We start from the raw sequence: 16,287 nt of genomic DNA on the forward strand, positions 1-16,287 counted from the left end.
AGGAAGGGTTCAGCTTTCAAAATTATCGGTGCTTTCAAGGGCCTCATCGCGAGCAGGCTCACTCCTACAATGGACCTGTGTCCACAGGCTAAATGTGGGAGCGAGCCTGCTCGCGATGACGGCCTGTCAGTCGCTGAAGATCTTAGCTGGCAGTCGCCAACAGCAAGTCCATCACCGACTGGCCATGCCCACGGTTCTTGCCATGGTCATACAACGAACCGGCAATCTCATCGGCGCGGATCGGCAGGATCGACAGCAAGGTGTCGCTCAAACCGTGGCTGGCCTGGCAGAAGCCCTGCATGTAGATGCCGGCCTTGCAGCGCTCGTCAGTGATCAGTTTGTAATTGCGATCAACCTCGAAATCCCCCAGGTATTGCTCCAGCGGCGCCAGCAGCTTGCGGTGCATCTGGCGCTCGTAACCGGTGGCCAATACCACGGCATCGTAATGACGAACCGTAACTTCACCGGTGGCGTTGTTGCGCACGGCCAACTCGATACCACGCTCGGTGGCGGTGGCTCTTTCGACGGTGGTCAGGGTGCGGAACGCATGGCGCGCGATGCCCGAGACTTTCTGGCGATAGAAGATGCCGTAGATGCGTTCGATCAGGTCGATGTCCACCACCGAATAGTTGGTGTTGTGGTACTCGTTGACCAGACGCTCGCGCTCGCTGCTCGCCTGCTGGAACACCAGATCAGTGAACTCCGGCGAGAACACTTCGTTTACGAACGGGCTGTCGTCCGCCGGCTTCAGGGCCGAGCCACGCAGGATCATGTCCACCTGCACCGACGGGAAGCTGTCGTTGAGGTCGATGAACGCTTCCGCCGCGCTCTGCCCGCCACCGATGATTGCGATGCTCATCGGCTGGTTGTTCACGCACGGCTGCTTGGCCATCTGCGCCAGGTACTGGGAGTGGTGGAACACCCGGCTGTCACCCTTGAGCGCCTTGAACGATTCGGGAATACGCGGTGTTCCGCCGGCACTGACCACCACCGAACGGGCGGTGCGAACGTGCTGCTGACCTTGAGTATCGCGCGAGATCACCCGCAGCGCTTCGACCTGCTGGTTGTGCAGCACCGGCTCGATGGCCAGCACTTCTTCGCCGTAGCGGCTCTGCGCTTCAAATTGCCCGGCGACCCAGCGCAGGTAATCGTTGTACTCCATGCGGCACGGATAAAAGGTGCCCAGGTTGATGAAGTCCACCAGACGGCCGTGGTGCTTGAGGTAGTTGACGAAGGAGTACGGGCTGGTCGGGTTGCGCAGGGTCACCAGGTCCTTGAGGAAGGAGATCTGCAACTCGCTCTGGGTCACCAGGGTGTTGCCGTGCCAGCGGTAGTCGGCCTGCTTGTCGAGAAACAGAACATCCAGCTCGCCCTGACTCGGCCCGCGCTCTTGCAGAGCGATGGCCAGCGCCAGGTTCGAAGGGCCGAAACCGACGCCGATCAGGTCGTGAACGATGGGCGATGCAATTGCCTGTGTCATTTCCAGTGTCCTCTGGATGAACCCCTCAACAAGGGGAATAAGCCTAAGTGACCTGATGCAGGACAGCAGGTCGTCTGTTGAGTAGGAACGAGGACAATGAAAAAAAATTTAACCGCTAATGATCAATGGGCGTCCCATTGCAGCATCCGCACACGGCAATGTTTCATTGCATTGACGATGTGCTTCTCCACCAGCGCGCGAGAAATACCGAGGTGTTCGGCGATCTCCGGATGCGACAGACCTTCGATCTTGCGCAGCAGGAAACTCTCGCGGCACAGCCGGGGTAATTCCGCCAATGCACGCTGGAGCATCTCCAGGCGTTGACCGTGATCGAGGCTGTGATGAGGGGATGGGGTGAAGTAGCGCTCTTCGTTGTCGAGCACTTCCAGCGATTCGACCTGACGCAGGGCATTGCGCCGATGGTCGTCGATCACCAGATTGAGCGCGGTGCGATACAGGAACGCCCGAGGCTGCTCGATCGGCGTGTCGCTGGACCGCTCCAATACCCGCAGATAAGCGTCATGCACCACATCTTCGGCCACCTGACGGTTGCCCAGCTTGGCGTTCAAAAAACACACCAGCTCGCGATAGTAGTTTTCCAACATGACTCCCGGCCGCAGGGGTGCGGTTTCTGTCCTTGAGCCAGACCGGCGACCGCCGAAATAGGCAGTGGCACGATAGTGGCAGTTTGAAGCGCGTAATTTATAGTAATTCTCATATAGATTTAAAGTATTGCTTCACCTTGCCTCACAAATAGTCTTGAACTGTGGGAGCGAGCCTGCTCGCGAAGGCGTCTGGCCAGACAACATTTGTGTTGAAGTTAAATCGCTTTCGCGAGCAGGCTCGCTCCCACATTTTGATTGTGTCCGCGCCTAAATTCCCCGGTACGTTCATCGTTTACAGGACAGCTCCCCGTCTCTGTCGGCCCCCCGACAGCGCTCAGCTGTTGCCCGATTCTGTGCGCAGGCTGAGCGACGGGCCGATATTCATTGGCCGGAACCCTGCATGAAACGTCCCCGACAGACCCGACGCGCCCTGCTTGTAGCACTTTGTCTGATCCCCGTTATCGCCGTGGCCGCCTGGCAGATCATCCCGCCCGGCCGCGACCAGTTCGCCACCGTGCAGGTCACCCGCGCCGACATCGAAAGCAGCGTCACGGCCCTGGGCACCCTGCAACCTCGACGCTATGTCGACGTCGGTGCCCAGGCGTCCGGGCAGATCCACAAGCTCCACGTGGAGGTCGGCGATGTGGTGAAGGAAGGTCAGTTGCTGGTGGAGATCGATCCGTCCACGCAACAGGCCAAACTCGACGCCGGACGTTTCTCCATCGAAAACCTCAAGGCACAGCTGCAGGAACAACGGGCGCAGCACGACCTCGCCCGGCAGAAATTCCAGCGTCAGCAAAACCTCAAGGCGGGTGGCGCCACCCGCGAAGAAGATGTGCAGACCGCCGAGGCCGAACTGCGCGCCACCCAGGCCCGCATCGACATGTTCCAGGCACAGATCCGCCAGGCCCAGGCCAGCCTGCGCAGCGATCAGGCGGAATTGGGTTACACCCGAATCTATGCGCCTATGAGCGGAACCGTCGTCGCACTCGACGCCCGGGTCGGCCAGACCCTCAACGCCCAGCAACAAACGCCACTGATTCTGCGCATCGCCAAGTTGTCGCCGATGACCGTCTGGGCCGAGGTGTCGGAAGCCGATATCGGTCACGTCAAACCCGGGATGACGGCCTGGTTCACCACCCTCAGCGGCGGCAACCGTCGCTGGAACAGCACCGTGCGGCAAATTTTGCCGGTGCCGCCCAAGCCGCTGGACCAGACCAGCCAGGGCGGCGGCAGCCCCGCCAGTTCGAGCAAAAGCGGCAGTGCTCGCGTGGTGCTGTACACCGTATTGCTGGACGTCGATAACGCCGACAACGCGTTGATGGCGGAAATGACCACCCAGGTCTTCTTCGTTTCGGATCAGGCGAAAAACACCCTGACTGCGCCTGTCGCGGCGTTGCAGGCCGGCACTGAAGCGAATATGCAAATTGCCCAGGTCGTCGCCAAAAACGGCAGCATCCAGCCGCGCGACGTCCGCACCGGCATCAGCGATCGCCTGCGGGTGCAGATCATCGACGGCTTGCAGGAAGGCGATCACCTGTTGATCGGCCCGGCCGACGGGAGTGGCGGCTGAATGCTGACGCCCCTGATCGACCTGCAGGACATCCGCAAAGCCTACGGCGGCGGCGATTCACCGGAAGTTCACGTATTGCGCGGCATCAACTTGTCGATCCATGCCGGGGAATTCGTGGCGATCGTCGGTGCCTCCGGCTCCGGCAAGTCGACGCTGATGAACATCCTCGGCTGCCTCGACCGCCCGACCTCGGGCGAATACCGCTTCGCCGGGGAAAACGTCGCCGCACTCGACAGCGACGAACTGGCCTGGTTGCGCCGCGAAGCCTTCGGCTTTGTGTTCCAGGGTTATCACCTGATCCCGTCCGGTTCGGCCCAGGAAAACGTCGAGATGCCGGCCATCTACGCAGGCTTGCCGGCCGCCGAACGCCACGCCCGCGCCGCCGCCCTGCTCGACCGCCTCGGCCTGGCCTCGCGCACCGGCAACCGTCCGCACCAGCTCTCCGGCGGCCAGCAACAGCGTGTGTCCATCGCCCGCGCCTTGATGAACGGCGGCCACATCATCCTCGCCGACGAACCCACCGGCGCCCTCGACAGCCACAGCGGTGCCGAGGTCATGACCCTGCTCGACGAACTGGCGGGCCAGGGCCACGTGGTGATCCTCATCACCCACGACCGCGAAGTCGCGGCACGGGCCAAACGCATCATCGAAATTCGCGACGGGCTGATCGTCAGCGACAGCGCCCGCGACAATCCCGAAGCGCAGACCTCGGCCAACCCTGGCGCGCTGCAAGCGGTGGATCTGCGCAAGCGCCTGACTGAAGGCGCAGAAGCCACCGGCGCCTGGAAAGGCGAACTGGTCGATGCGGTGCAAGCCGCCTGGCGGGTGATGTGGATCAACCGTTTTCGTACCGCACTGACGCTGCTCGGGATCATCATCGGCGTCGCGTCGGTGGTGGTCATGCTGGCAGTGGGTGAAGGCAGCAAGCGTCAGGTGATGGCGCAAATGGGCGCGTTCGGCTCCAACATCATTTACCTCAGCGGCTCGTCGCCAAACCCGCGAACACCGCTGGGCATCGTCACCCTGGATGATGTCGCGGCGGTGGGAAGCCTGCCGCAAGTGACACGGATCATGCCGGTCAACGGCCAGGAGGCCGGGGTGCGTTTCGGCAACCTCGACCACTTGAGTTACGTCGGCGGCAACGACACCAACTTCCCGGCGATTTTCAACTGGCCGGTGGTGGAAGGCAGCTACTTCACTCAGGACGATGAACGCAACGCGGCGGCAGTCGCGGTGATCGGCCACAAGGTGCGAACCAAGTTGCTCAAGGACGTCGCCAACCCGATCGGCCAGTACATCCTGATCGAGAACGTGCCGTTCCAGGTGGTCGGCGTGCTCGCGGGAAAAGGCGCCAGCTCGGGCGACTCCGACAGCGACGACCGCATCGCCATCCCCTACTCCGCCGCCAGCGTCCGACTGTTTGGCACCCACAACCCCGAATACGTGGCCATCGCCGCTGCCGATGCACGCAAGGTCAAAGAGACCGAAGTAGCCATCGAGCAATTGATGCTGCGTCTGCACAACGGCAAGAAGGATTTCGAACTGACCAACAACGCGGCGATGATCCAGGCCGAGGCGCGCACGCAAAATACGCTGTCGCTGATGCTCGGCTCGATTGCCGCGATTTCGTTGCTGGTGGGCGGGATCGGAGTGATGAACATCATGCTCATGACCGTACGCGAACGCACCCGCGAGATCGGTATCCGCATGGCCACCGGCGCCCGCCAACGGGACATCCTCCGGCAGTTTCTGACCGAAGCGGTGATGCTTTCGGTGGTCGGCGGGCTCGCCGGGATTGCCCTGGCACTGATCGTCGGCGGCGTGCTGATCCTCAGCGAAGTTGCCGTAGCGTTCTCCTTGATAGCGGTACTCGGCGCCTTCGGCTGCGCCCTGGTCACCGGTGTTGTCTTCGGCTTCATGCCGGCCCGCAAAGCTGCCCGACTCGACCCGGTCACGGCCCTTACCAGTGAATGATCGATCTATGAAGCCGACACTCAGCCTGTTGACTATCTGCCTGTTGCTCGGCGCCTGCGGCAGTCCCGCCCAGCGCCCGGACAGCGGCCTCCAGCCGCCCGCCGCCTGGCAATCGCCACACACTGAAAGCGCTACCCGCAGCCACCGGCAATGGTGGACGCAGTTCGGCAGCCCGGAGCTTGATCGCTTGATCGAACAGGCCCGGGTCGGCAGTTACGATTTGGCCGCTGCTATCGCTCGGGTGCGTCAAGCGCAAGCCGAGACCGTGATTGCCGGCGGCTCGCTGCTGCCGGAGGTCAAGGCTGGCCTGAACGCCAATCGGCAGAAGCTATTGCGCGGCAACGGCTACAGCCAGCTCGATGCCGACGGCGATAACAAGGCCGTCGATTACTTTAACGCCAACCTCAGCGCCACTTACGAAGTCGACTTCTGGGGCGGCCAACGCGCTTCCCGCGACAGTGCGCAATTCGGCTTGCAGGCCAGCGAATTCGATCAAGCGACAGTGGAGTTGACGCTGCTCAGCGGCGTCGCCAACAGCTACGCGCAAAGCTTGTCGTTGCGTGAGCAAAGTCGCATCGCCGAGCTGAACCTGGCGAACGCGCAGAATGTTTTGAAACTGGTGCAGACGCGTTTTGACTCAGGCTCGGCAACTGCCCTTGAACTGGCGCAGCAGAAGAGTCTGGTCGCCGCGCAACAGCGACAATTGCCGCTGGTGCAGCAACAGGCTCAGGACGCACAGATCAGCCTTGCCGCCCTGCTCGGCCGGCCGGTGCAGGCATTGTCTTTGGGTCAGGAACGCTTTGATCAACTGTCATGGCCGACCATTGGCGCTGGCCTGCCCAGCGAGCTGATCAGCCGTCGCCCGGACATCGCCCGCGCCGAAGCGCAATTGGCCGCCGCACAAGCCAATGTCACCGTCGCCCGTGCAGCCATGCTGCCGGCCGTAACCCTCAGCGCAGAAATCGGCTCCGGTGCCGACCGCGCTGCCGACGTCCTGCGTAATCCCTTCTACAACCTCACCGCCGGACTGCTCGCGCCGGTCTTCAACAATGGTCGCCTGAGCGCTGAGCGCGACAAGGCCACGGCCCGCCAGGAGGAACTGCTGGAGACGTATCGTGGGGCGATCATCAATGGGTTCGCCGATGTGGAAAAAGCGTTGAACAGCATTCGCGGTCTGGACGAACAGCGGCAGTGGCAAGGTGAAGAACTGAACCAGGCGCAGACGGCCTTCAACATTGCGCAAAGCCGCTATCAGGCCGGTGCCGAGGATTTGCTGACGGTGCTGGAGACACAGCGCACGCTGTATGCGGCGCAGGATCTGAATGTGCAACTGCGGTTGTCGAGGTTGCAGGCGAGTATTGCGTTGTACAAGGCGCTGGGCGGCGGGTGGCAGACACTCTAGAAAATGATCGTTCCCACGCTCCGCGTGGGAATGCAGCGCGGGACGCTCTGCGTCCCATCGAGAGCCGAACGCGGAGCGTCCGTTGAGGCATTCCCACGCAGAGCGTGGGAACGATCATGTAACGACTGGTTTGGCCTTCAAATGCCTTGCATACCAAGGCCGCTGCGGCACTTTGCGGAACAGATCCTCCAGTTTCTTCTCGTCGTCACCAAAGGTAATCCGCAACGCCAGCTTCATGGTTTCCGGGTCCATCTCCACCGACTTGCCGGCCTGTAATCCCGGCGTAGTACTGCAACCATGGGTGCTCGGACCGAGCCACGGGTCGTCGACCTCGACCCAACGGCCGGGCGAAAACCAAGGCACGCCATTCACTTCCAGCCGACTGACCTCCCCCGGATGAAAACGCTCGTGCGCACGGAACCAGTCTTCCAGACGATCATCGATCCAGCCATGGAAATGCCAGAACACCGGGTTCACGTGGGACGAAAACGGATCGCCGAGGAAGTCGTTTTCCGGCGCATACCAGCGTGCGGAAAAGTCCGCCGGATCCCGGGCAAACGGCACGGGTTGGCCGTTGGACGGATCACGCGGCACCGAGGCCCAACGCATGTGCAGCCAGTCGTGCAGCCCCAATTCCACCTCTGAACCGAACTGACCCAAGGTCAATTTCGACAGGTAGCGCGGATCGCGGTACTGCGATTCCCAGACCTGGAAATTGCTGTGGTAGGTCTCGGCGGTCTTGATGTCGCTGACCCATTGCGAGTACTCGGCATCGTCGTCGGCCAGCCAGGTCGGCGGCAGCGCGGTGCCGTCGTGGTTGTCGAAATAACGGGCGAACCCTACCCGATCACGCGCCAGTTCCGGCTGTGGCAGCGGGAAGTGCTGCCAGGACGGCAAGTCTTGCAGGGAGCGCGCCTTGCCGAGCATGTGCCGGTGCATGAAGAAGAAATCCACACCCGAGCCGTTACGATCCTTGCGCGCGCCACGGGCATCACGCTCCTTGTCCCGCGGGCCAGGCTGCCAGCCAATACCGCGCAGGGCGCCGCGTTTGTCTTCGGGCAGGGTGTGCCATTTGTCCCGGGAGGCATGCCAGAGCTGGTGAAACAGCCGATGCTCCGGGGACACCAGCCAGGCCAGCAGTGGCGGATTGAGACCGCTGCGCTCGCGGGCTTCGGGGAACACGCGCTTGACGGCAATGAAGCGATTGTCCTGGGCCGTCAACATCAACGGACGATCCAGATTCAACACCCGACCACTTAGGGTGCCGCTGCCAGCATTGCCGAAACCGGCCCAGACTTCGTCCAGCAACAGGCTGAATTCGTAATCCGCTGCGCCGCTGGCGCTGAGCAGCCGCCAGCTCAATTGCGCCGGTTTAGCGACGGCCAGATCGCCGAGCACCCGGTAACGCGGCGCTTCGCTCGAACGCAAACGCTCGGCGGTGTCGAGGAACCCGCTCAAGCCGCGACCTTTGTGACCGATGTCGAGAAACACCTCCAGCCCGTCCCGTGGCAGGCCTTCGATGCCGGCATCACGCCCTTCGAAACGAATCTGCCAAACACCGCGCAAGGTGTTCGCCAAATGCTGGCCAGCGACATCCGCGACATCGAATGACGCTTCGCCGGGGGTGATCGTCGGATCCGGTTTCGTCCATTCACGATGCCCATAAAAAACCGCAGGCACGGCGGCGCCGGTCAGCGCCAGGCCTGCCATGAACCATCGTCGAGAAATCGTCATTGCCCTACCTGTGTCAGCCATGAAGCAGGCTTTATCCAAGCTAGAACGTTCATCCCCTTCAAAAATTTAACAGCATCGCCAGCAGGCTAGCTCCCACAGTGGATCTTCGGTGTTCGCAAAATCCCTGTGGGAGCGAGCCTGCTCGCGATGAGGCCATCAGCTCCACCCTAAATTTCCAACGGGATCACTCGTCCATCCCAGATAGCAAAGCCCCCCACACCGGGGCAACGAACCTGACTGAGACGGCAATGACAAAACCACGTTCGAAAAAGGCTCTTTACATCGGCCTGCCGCTGGCCCTGGCGATCAGCGCCAGTGCAGGCTTTGCGGCCTGGGATTACTGGTTCAAGGACAATCCCGGTTACCCGGTCAAGGTGATGAAACAGGCCGATGAGCTGCACGAGCGAATCCTCTCCTTCGACAGCCACGTCACCGTCCCGCTGGACTTCGGCACCGCCGGCAATGAAGCCGACAAGGACGGCACCGGGCAATTCGACCTGGTCAAGACCGGGCGCGGACGCCTGTCCGGTGCGGCCCTGACGATTTTCGGCTGGCCGGAGATCTGGAACGGCGCCAACGCCCCGCACCGCCCAACCGCCGGTTTCGTCGACGAAGCACGGTTCGAGCAGGAAACCCGCTACAAAATCATCAGCACAATGGTTCGCGACTTTCCCAATCAGGTTGCCATCGCCTACACCCCCGACGACTTCCGCCGCCTGCACGGCGAAGGCAAGTTCGCGATCTTCATGAGCATGCTCAACGCCTATCCGCTGGGCAATGACCTGAACGCCCTGGACAAGTGGGCGGCGCGCGGCATGCGCATGTTCGGCTTCAGCTACGTGGGCAACAACGCCTGGGCTGACTCATCCCGGCCGTTGCCGTTTTTCAACGATTCCCGCGACGCCCTCGGCGGCCTCTCGGAGATCGGCAAGCAGGCCGTGCACCGCCTCAACGACCTCGGCGTGATCATCGACGTTTCGCAGATGTCGACCAAGGCGCTGGAGCAAGTCGCCCAACTGAGCCGTGCGCCAATGGTCGCGTCCCACTCGGCACCACGCGGGTTGGTGGACATCCCGCGCAACCTCAGCGACCAGGAAATGCAACTGATCAAGAACAGCGGCGGCGTGGTGCAGATTGTCGGTTTCCCGACCTACATCCGCCCGCTGAGCCAGGCCACCCAGGACAAACTCAACGCCCTGCGCGCACGCTTCGACCTGCAACCGTTGCAAGGCCTGGAGATGGCACTGATGCCGGGGGACCCGGTGATCACCGTCTGGTCCGAACAACGTTTCGGCGAGTACGCCAGTCAGCTCTACGCCATCGTCGACGAGGAGCCCAAGGCCACGCTCAAGGACTACGGCGACGCGATCGACTACGCGGTGAAGAAAATCGGCATCGACCATGTCGGCATCAGTTCCGACTTCAACGACGGTGGCGGCCTGGACGGTTGGAAGGATGTCAGCGAGGCCCGCAACGTGACAGCCGAGCTGATCAGTCGCGGCTACGGCGAAGCCGATATCGCCAAGCTCTGGGGCGGCAACTTCCTGCGGGTCTGGGACCAGGTGCAGAAGTCCTCCAAGCCTGTGGCGAAAAACTGATTCTCTCTTTTGCAGAAGCGAACCGAGCTCATGACCAACCGTCGTTCATTCCTCAAGCAGGCCGGTATTCTCGCGGCCGGCCTGCCCTTTGGCGCTGCCGTGAACCTGCCGGCGCTGGCCGCCAATCCGGCGCCGCTGCCGAAGGATAAATGGGCGCAACTGCGCCAGATGTTCAATCAGGACCCGGACTACCTGCACTTCGCCAACTTTCTGGTGACCTCACACCCCAAACCTGTACGTGACGCCATCGACCTGCACCGCGCCAACCTCGACCGCAACCCCGGCCGGGCCATGGACTGGGACTTGGGAGAAACCGAAAAGCGCGAGCAGGAAGTGCGCGTCTGGGCCGGTCGCTACCTCAAGGCCAAGCCCGAGCAGATCGCCCTCACCGGCAGCACCACCGAAGGCCTTTCCCTGATCTACGGCGGCATCCATGTGCGCCCCGACCAGGAAATCCTCACCAGCGAACACGAACATTACGCAACGAACTATGCGCTGGGGTATCGCCAGCAAAAGGACGGGGTCAAGGTTCGCAAGCTCAAGCTGTTCGAGAACAGCCACAGCGTTTCCGTGGATGAAGTGCTGGGCTCGATTGCCAAAGGCATTCGCCCGGAAACCCGAGTGCTCGGTATGACGTGGGTGCAATCGGGCAGCGGCGTGAAACTGCCGATCGGCGAGATTGGCAAACTGGTGGACGAACAGAATCGCAACCGCGAGGAAAAGGACCGCATCCTGTATGTGGTCGACGGCGTCCATGGCTTCGGCGTCGAGGACCTCGACTTCCCCGACATGCACTGCGATTTCTTCATTGCCGGCACGCACAAATGGATGTTCGGCCCGCGCGGTACCGGGATCATCTGCGCCCGTTCGACCGAGCTCAAGGACGTGACGCCGACCATTCCAACGTTCTCCGAAGCCACCACCTTCTCGACCATCATGACCCCCGGTGGCTATCACAGCTTCGAACATCGCTGGGCCCTGAACGAAGCCTTCAAGCTGCACCTGGACCTGGGCAAGGCCGAGGTGCAGGCGCGCATCCACGCGCTCAATACCTATGCGAAAAACCGCTTGCTGGAGCACCCGCAGATCGAGCTTGTGACGCCTAAAAGCCCGGACCTGTCGGCCGGCTTTACCTTCTTCCGGATCAAAGATCACGACTGCGAAAAAGTCGCCGTCCAGCTGATGGAAAACCGCGTGGTCTGCGACTCGGTGGACCGCGACGTCGGCCCGGTGATCCGCATCGCCCCCGGCTTGCTCAACACCGAAAACGATATCGACCGTTTCATGGCCCTGCTGACCAAGACCTCCTGACGCCATGACGCAGAACCCTGTGGGAGCGAGCCTGCTCGCGATAGCGGTGGGTCAGTCACCATCAATGTTGAATGTGATGGCCCAATCGCGAGCAGGCTCACTCCCACATTGGGCCTGGCGTGACACCCGTTTTTTATATCGAGATGATTCATGAACAGTGATCTGCTGACCCTGCCTTTCAAGGCACTCACACTGACAGCCCTCATGGCCGGCCTGTTGCCGGCTGCCGCGCAAGCCGCGGCAACGGCGCAACCGGGCAAGGTGTTCAAGGACTGCCGGGACTGCCCGGAAATGGTCGTGCTGCCCGCCGGCACCTTCACCATGGGCACCCCCGATGACGAAGTCGGGCGCGAGCCTGATGAAGGTCCGATGCACGAGGTGACCTTCGCCAAACCGTTCGCCATGAGCCGCTTCCAGGTCACTGCCGGTGAATGGGACAGCTACGTGCGCGAGAGTGGCGTGACCATCGCCAATGGCGACACCCGGCCGGGTCGCGAGTGCGTCGCCAGCAAGCCGCGTTATCCGCAGAGCCCGCGTCAGCCGGCGGTGTGTATGAACTTCGACGACGTGAAGAACTACGTCGCCTGGCTGTCGAAAAAAACCGGGCAGACGTACCGCATGGTCAGCGAAGCCCAACGCGAATATGCCGCGCGTGGCGGCAGCAAAGGGCCGTTCCCCTTCCCGTTCGATGAGGGCAAGGAATACAGCATCAGCAAACACGCCAACACCTATGGCCCGGCGGACGGTTACAGCTTCAGCTCGCCAGTAGGCAGTTACCCGCCGAACGCCTTTGGCCTGTACGACATGCATGGCAACGTTTACGAATGGGTCGAGGACTGCGAACACCCGGACTACGTCGGTGCGCCCACCGATGGCAGCGCCTGGGTCGAGCCCAAATGCGAAGCCGTGCGGATTCGCGGCAACGACTGGGGTGAAGCACCGGTGTTCTCCCGCTCCGGCAACCGCAATAGCCAGTACCCGCAAGAGCGCGGCGACTGGATGGGATTTCGCATCGTGCGTGATCTTTAACCCAGAGTTTTCTGGATGACTGTGCTCTCTGTAGGAGCTGACGAGTGAAACGAGGCTGCGATCTTTTGACTTTGCTTTTTAAAAACAACGGTACGTGTCAAGGTACCTGTCGCCTTGCTCCTACAGTTGTTAGCCCGTTGCGCCCCTAATTTCAGGGCGTTCCGGGTTTAAATACACCGCATCTGCGAGCTTCCAGTTCCGTGTCCGAGTACTCCAGCGGCTCGGATTAGCTTCCCTCGCATCTTCATACAGCGCTGCTCTAGCTTTTAATAAAGCTGTAGCTTTGCCTTCGTGGCGTTCGTTTGGTGTCACGTATTTCAAAGCACTGTGGCGGTGATCTTCGTTGTACCACTCGATAAATTTCTGTACCCAAAGCCTTGCTTCCGTGACCGTATCAAATGGTTGATCCGGCCAGAGTGGGCAGTACTTTGCGGTGCGAAAAAGTGCCTCGGCATAGGCGTTATCATTGCTCACCCTTGGCCGGCTAAAAGAGGGTTCGACGCCCAGGGCTATCATGCTTTCACGTAACAAAGAGCCTCTCATAACGTGGCCGTTATCCGAGTGCAGCACCAACGGACGACCTGCTGTGTGTTCACGTAAGCATCCTTTTCTGAGCAGCTCACACGCGTGTTCAGCGCATTCAACCTCATGCACTTCATTGGCAACCAGCTTGCGGCTGAAGACATCCTTGACCATGTACCAGTAGAAAAAACGACCTTTGACAGTGCTGGGCAGCCAAGTGATATCCCAACACCACACTTGATTGGGAGCGTCAGCGCGATGCGTCGTCAGCACCCTGCGTTTTGGGGCTTTGGTACGGCCACGACGCACGTTTTGATTGGCGGCTTTTAACACACGATAAAACGTCGACTCCGAAGCCAGATAGATGCCTTTATCAGCCAGCTTAGGAACGATTTGGTGCGGGGTGAGGCTGGCGTAGCCAGCCTGATTGGCAGCATCAAGAACCGCTTGGCGCTCTGCCTCACTGAGCTTGTTCGTCGGCATTGCCCGCTGAGCCAGCAGTCGCCCATCACAGTCAGCGTGTCGCCAGCGTTGAACTGTTCGCAGGCTCAGCCCCAGCTCATTACAGGCTCGATATCGACGAGCACCATTCAGCACCGCGTCTGCAATCAACTTCATGGCGTGCGTACGATCAGAGGCGTTGATCAGTCTTCCTTGTCCTTGCCCCAGATCGCATTGGCTTTTTTTCTGAGCTCCAGCAAGGCCACCGCCTCCGCACGACCGGCATCAGACTGGATCAGTTGACGCTCAAGTACTTTGATGCGCCGTTCCTCAGCTGTCTTGGAGGTTCGAGAGTTGAGATCAACAACCGGATTGGCGTTTTGGCAAGCCACTCGCCACTGTTGGATTTGCTCAGGGTAAATGCCCTTGATTCGGCAGTACTGAGAGATCTCAACCTCGCTCAATGGCGCGGTTTCCATGACCGCATTGAATTTATCGGCGCTTGACCATTGATCACTGGTCTTGCCGTTTCCCGGAACGATCAAGCCCTTATCTCTAGCCATTTGCCTCCAGTTTCGCAGTGACTGTGGCGTGAGATTGAGCGCAACGGCAAGTTCTGCCACTGATCGATTGAGGGGCGGCATCATTTGCAGAACGACCCAGTCTTTGAAGTCGCTTTCGTATCGCTTGCCCATTTTGGACATTGTTATGCACCTTCGCCCTCTTGAATGATTGAGTCAATCAACAAGGGCGACAGGTAGCCTGACACGGAGGGACAAGATCAAAAGATCGCAGCCTCGTTTCACTCGTCAGCTCCTACAGGGTTTTGTGTGGCAACCCCCGCCGCCAGTCGGCGCCCTTCTAAATTAAGCCTTCCACCAGACGTTCTACTGGGTATCTGCCTTCACGACCCAAGGAACTGTCTTCCATGACCCAGCCTACCCGTGGCGCCATCGGCGAATTGTTCGCCCTGTTGAAACCCTTTCGGCTCATCGTTGCCGCGTCCATTTTCCTGGGCATGGTCGGCGGCCTGAGCGTCACGGTATTGCTGGCGACCATCAACAACGCCCTGCATTCGGACACCGGCCTGACCCAGGGCGTCGTCGCCCTGTTCGCCGGCCTGTGCCTGCTGGCGCTGGCCAGTTCGATCTGCTCGGACATCGGCACCAATTATGTCGGCCAGCACATCATCGCCAAGCTGCGAAAACAGCTGGGCGAGAAAGTCCTGTCGGCACCAATCGAACAGATCGAGCGCTATCGCAGCCACCGATTGATCCCGGTGCTGACCCACGACGTCGACACCATCAGCGACTTCGCCTTCGCCTTCGCGCCGCTGGCCATTTCCGTCACCGTGACCCTGGGTTGCATGGGCTACCTGGCGATTCTGTCGTGGCCGATGTTCCTGATCATGGTCGCCGCCATCCTGATCGGCACGGCGATTCAGGCCTATGCCCAGAGCAAGGGTGTTCAGGGTTTCATGGCCGCCCGAGAGGCCGAAGATGAACTGCAAAAGCACTACAACGCGATTGCCGAAGGTGCCAAGGAACTGCGCATTCATCGCCCACGCCGCCAGCGCATGTTCGTCTCGGGCATCAAGGCTACGGCCGAGTTCATCTGCAACACCCAAGTGCGTTCCATCAACACTTTCGTGATCGCCAAGACCTTCGGCTCGATGCTGTTCTTCGTGGTCATCGGCCTGGCCCTCGCGCTGCAAACCTTTTGGCCGAGTGCCGATAAAACCGTGATGAGCGGCTTCGTGCTGGTGCTGCTTTATATGAAAGGCCCGCTGGAGCATTTGATCAGCACCTTGCCGATTGTCAGTCGCGCGCAGATCGCCTTCCGCCGCATCGCCGAACTGTCGGAGCAGTTTTCCACCCCGGAACCTCATCTGCTGCTCAGCGATAAAGGCAACGTCAAGCAAGCGGTGCACGAACTGAAACTGGCCGATGTGCGTTTCAGCTTCCCGGCGGTCGAAGGCGCTGCGCCCTTCCAGCTAGGGCCGGTGAACCTGACGATCAAGCAAGGCGACATCACCTTTATTGTCGGCGAGAACGGTTGCGGCAAGACCACGCTGATCAAGCTACTGCTGGGTCTGTACACACCTCAACAGGGAGAAATCCGCGTCAATGGCGAGGCGATCGACGCGCAGAACCGCGATGACTATCGCCAGCTGTTCACCACGATTTTTGCCGACTATTACCTGTTCGATGATGTGGTCCAGGGCGATACGCACATCCCCGAAGACGCCAACAAATACCTGCAACGGCTGGAGATCGCGCACAAGGTCAGCGTCAAGGACGGCAACTTCACCACCACCGACCTCTCCACCGGCCAGCGCAAACGCCTGGCCCTGGTCAATGCCTGGCTGGAGGAACGTCCGGTGCTGGTGTTCGATGAATGGGCGGCCGACCAGGACCCCACCTTCCGCCGGATCTTCTATACCGAGCTGCTGCCGGACCTTAAACGCCTGGGCAAGACCATCATCGTGATCTCCCACGATGACCGTTATTTCGACGTGGCGGACCAACTGGTGCGCATGGAAAGCGGACGGGTCGTCACCGAGCTCGCCCCCGCCTGAAACAGAAAACCGCGGTCTGTGTAGCAGCTGGCGAAGCCTG

The 16,287-nt window shown here is 60.7% G+C and carries 11 protein-coding genes; 7 read left to right on the plus strand and 4 right to left on the minus strand.

Going from position 1 to position 16,287, the window contains the following annotated elements:
* Positions 1 to 142 precede the first annotated feature (142 nt).
* Positions 143 to 1,480 carry a lysine N(6)-hydroxylase/L-ornithine N(5)-oxygenase family protein gene (locus tag AC3IUE_RS23325; protein ID WP_489263887.1) on the minus strand — a complete coding sequence of 446 codons (1,338 nt, stop codon included), beginning with the start codon at positions 1,478 to 1,480 and terminating at the stop codon, positions 143 to 145.
* A 122-nt stretch (positions 1,481 to 1,602) separates the two neighbouring features.
* A complete protein-coding gene (locus AC3IUE_RS23330) occupies positions 1,603 to 2,085 on the minus strand; it encodes a sigma-70 family RNA polymerase sigma factor (RefSeq protein ID WP_056741950.1) in 483 nt (160 codons plus the stop codon).
* A gap of 400 nt (positions 2,086 to 2,485) precedes the next feature.
* Here AC3IUE_RS23330 and AC3IUE_RS23335 point away from each other — a divergent pair, with 400 nt between their 5' ends.
* The 3 genes from AC3IUE_RS23335 to AC3IUE_RS23345 are packed head-to-tail and all read left to right on the plus strand — an operon-like array spanning position 2,486 to position 7,034.
* Positions 2,486 to 3,658, plus strand: coding sequence for an efflux RND transporter periplasmic adaptor subunit (locus tag AC3IUE_RS23335; protein ID WP_489263888.1), 1,173 nt, complete (start codon positions 2,486 to 2,488; stop codon positions 3,656 to 3,658).
* Positions 3,659 to 5,632, plus strand: a complete 1,974-nt coding sequence (locus tag AC3IUE_RS23340; protein ID WP_489263889.1) for a MacB family efflux pump subunit — start codon at positions 3,659 to 3,661, stop codon at positions 5,630 to 5,632. It abuts the gene before it with no gap.
* 7 nt (positions 5,633 to 5,639) lie between these two features.
* Positions 5,640 to 7,034 (plus strand): efflux transporter outer membrane subunit, encoded by a 1,395-nt coding sequence (locus AC3IUE_RS23345; RefSeq protein WP_489263890.1) that lies wholly within the window; start codon positions 5,640 to 5,642, stop codon positions 7,032 to 7,034.
* A 114-nt stretch (positions 7,035 to 7,148) separates the two neighbouring features.
* On the opposite strand, the gene pvdP is transcribed toward AC3IUE_RS23345, so the two are convergent.
* Positions 7,149 to 8,768: a pyoverdine maturation tyrosinase PvdP gene (gene pvdP / locus AC3IUE_RS23350; protein ID WP_489263892.1), complete on the minus strand. Its 1,620-nt coding sequence runs from the start codon at positions 8,766 to 8,768 to the stop codon at positions 7,149 to 7,151.
* 248 nt (positions 8,769 to 9,016) lie between these two features.
* Between pvdP and pvdM the strand changes: the two genes are divergently transcribed.
* The 3 genes from pvdM (at position 9,017) to pvdO (ending at position 12,706) form a co-directional block, all read left to right on the plus strand.
* Complete coding sequence (pvdM, locus tag AC3IUE_RS23355; protein ID WP_489263893.1) at positions 9,017 to 10,366, plus strand: pyoverdine-tailoring dipeptidase-like protein PvdM; 1,350 nt, start codon at positions 9,017 to 9,019, stop codon at positions 10,364 to 10,366.
* Between the two features lie 30 nt (positions 10,367 to 10,396).
* The gene (gene pvdN / locus AC3IUE_RS23360) at positions 10,397 to 11,677 is read left to right on the plus strand and encodes a pyoverdine-tailoring periplasmic protein PvdN (RefSeq protein WP_489263894.1); all 1,281 of its coding nucleotides are present in this window, start codon (positions 10,397 to 10,399) and stop codon (positions 11,675 to 11,677) included.
* A 150-nt stretch (positions 11,678 to 11,827) separates the two neighbouring features.
* Positions 11,828 to 12,706, plus strand: a complete 879-nt coding sequence (pvdO, locus tag AC3IUE_RS23365; protein ID WP_489263895.1) for a dihydropyoverdine dehydrogenase — start codon at positions 11,828 to 11,830, stop codon at positions 12,704 to 12,706.
* A gap of 129 nt (positions 12,707 to 12,835) precedes the next feature.
* Here pvdO and AC3IUE_RS23370 read toward each other — a convergent pair.
* A protein-coding gene (locus AC3IUE_RS23370; RefSeq protein ID WP_185752810.1) for an IS3 family transposase occupies positions 12,836 to 14,364 on the minus strand; the annotation gives its coding sequence in 2 pieces (ribosomal slippage) (positions 12,836 to 13,923 and positions 13,923 to 14,364; 1,530 coding nt in all).
* A gap of 233 nt (positions 14,365 to 14,597) precedes the next feature.
* Between AC3IUE_RS23370 and AC3IUE_RS23375 the strand changes: the two genes are divergently transcribed.
* Entirely contained in the window at positions 14,598 to 16,247 is a 1,650-nt protein-coding gene (locus AC3IUE_RS23375) for a cyclic peptide export ABC transporter (RefSeq protein WP_461999384.1), read from the plus strand.
* Positions 16,248 to 16,287 lie beyond the last annotated feature (40 nt).

Source organism: Pseudomonas sp. GL_093 (assembly GCF_057837605.1).

Coding starts and splice junctions, on each gene's coding strand:
- pvdP (WP_489263892.1), bottom strand. CDS start 8,768: ATGACGATTTCTCGACGATGGTTCATGGCAGGCCTGGCGCTGACCGGC.
- pvdN (WP_489263894.1), top strand. CDS start 10,397: ATGACCAACCGTCGTTCATTCCTCAAGCAGGCCGGTATTCTCGCGGCC.
- AC3IUE_RS23325 (WP_489263887.1), bottom strand. CDS start 1,480: ATGACACAGGCAATTGCATCGCCCATCGTTCACGACCTGATCGGCGTC.
- AC3IUE_RS23345 (WP_489263890.1), top strand. CDS start 5,640: ATGAAGCCGACACTCAGCCTGTTGACTATCTGCCTGTTGCTCGGCGCC.
- AC3IUE_RS23330 (WP_056741950.1), bottom strand. CDS start 2,085: ATGTTGGAAAACTACTATCGCGAGCTGGTGTGTTTTTTGAACGCCAAG.
- AC3IUE_RS23375 (WP_461999384.1), top strand. CDS start 14,598: ATGACCCAGCCTACCCGTGGCGCCATCGGCGAATTGTTCGCCCTGTTG.
- AC3IUE_RS23335 (WP_489263888.1), top strand. CDS start 2,486: ATGAAACGTCCCCGACAGACCCGACGCGCCCTGCTTGTAGCACTTTGT.
- pvdO (WP_489263895.1), top strand. CDS start 11,828: ATGAACAGTGATCTGCTGACCCTGCCTTTCAAGGCACTCACACTGACA.
- pvdM (WP_489263893.1), top strand. CDS start 9,017: ATGACAAAACCACGTTCGAAAAAGGCTCTTTACATCGGCCTGCCGCTG.
- AC3IUE_RS23340 (WP_489263889.1), top strand. CDS start 3,659: ATGCTGACGCCCCTGATCGACCTGCAGGACATCCGCAAAGCCTACGGC.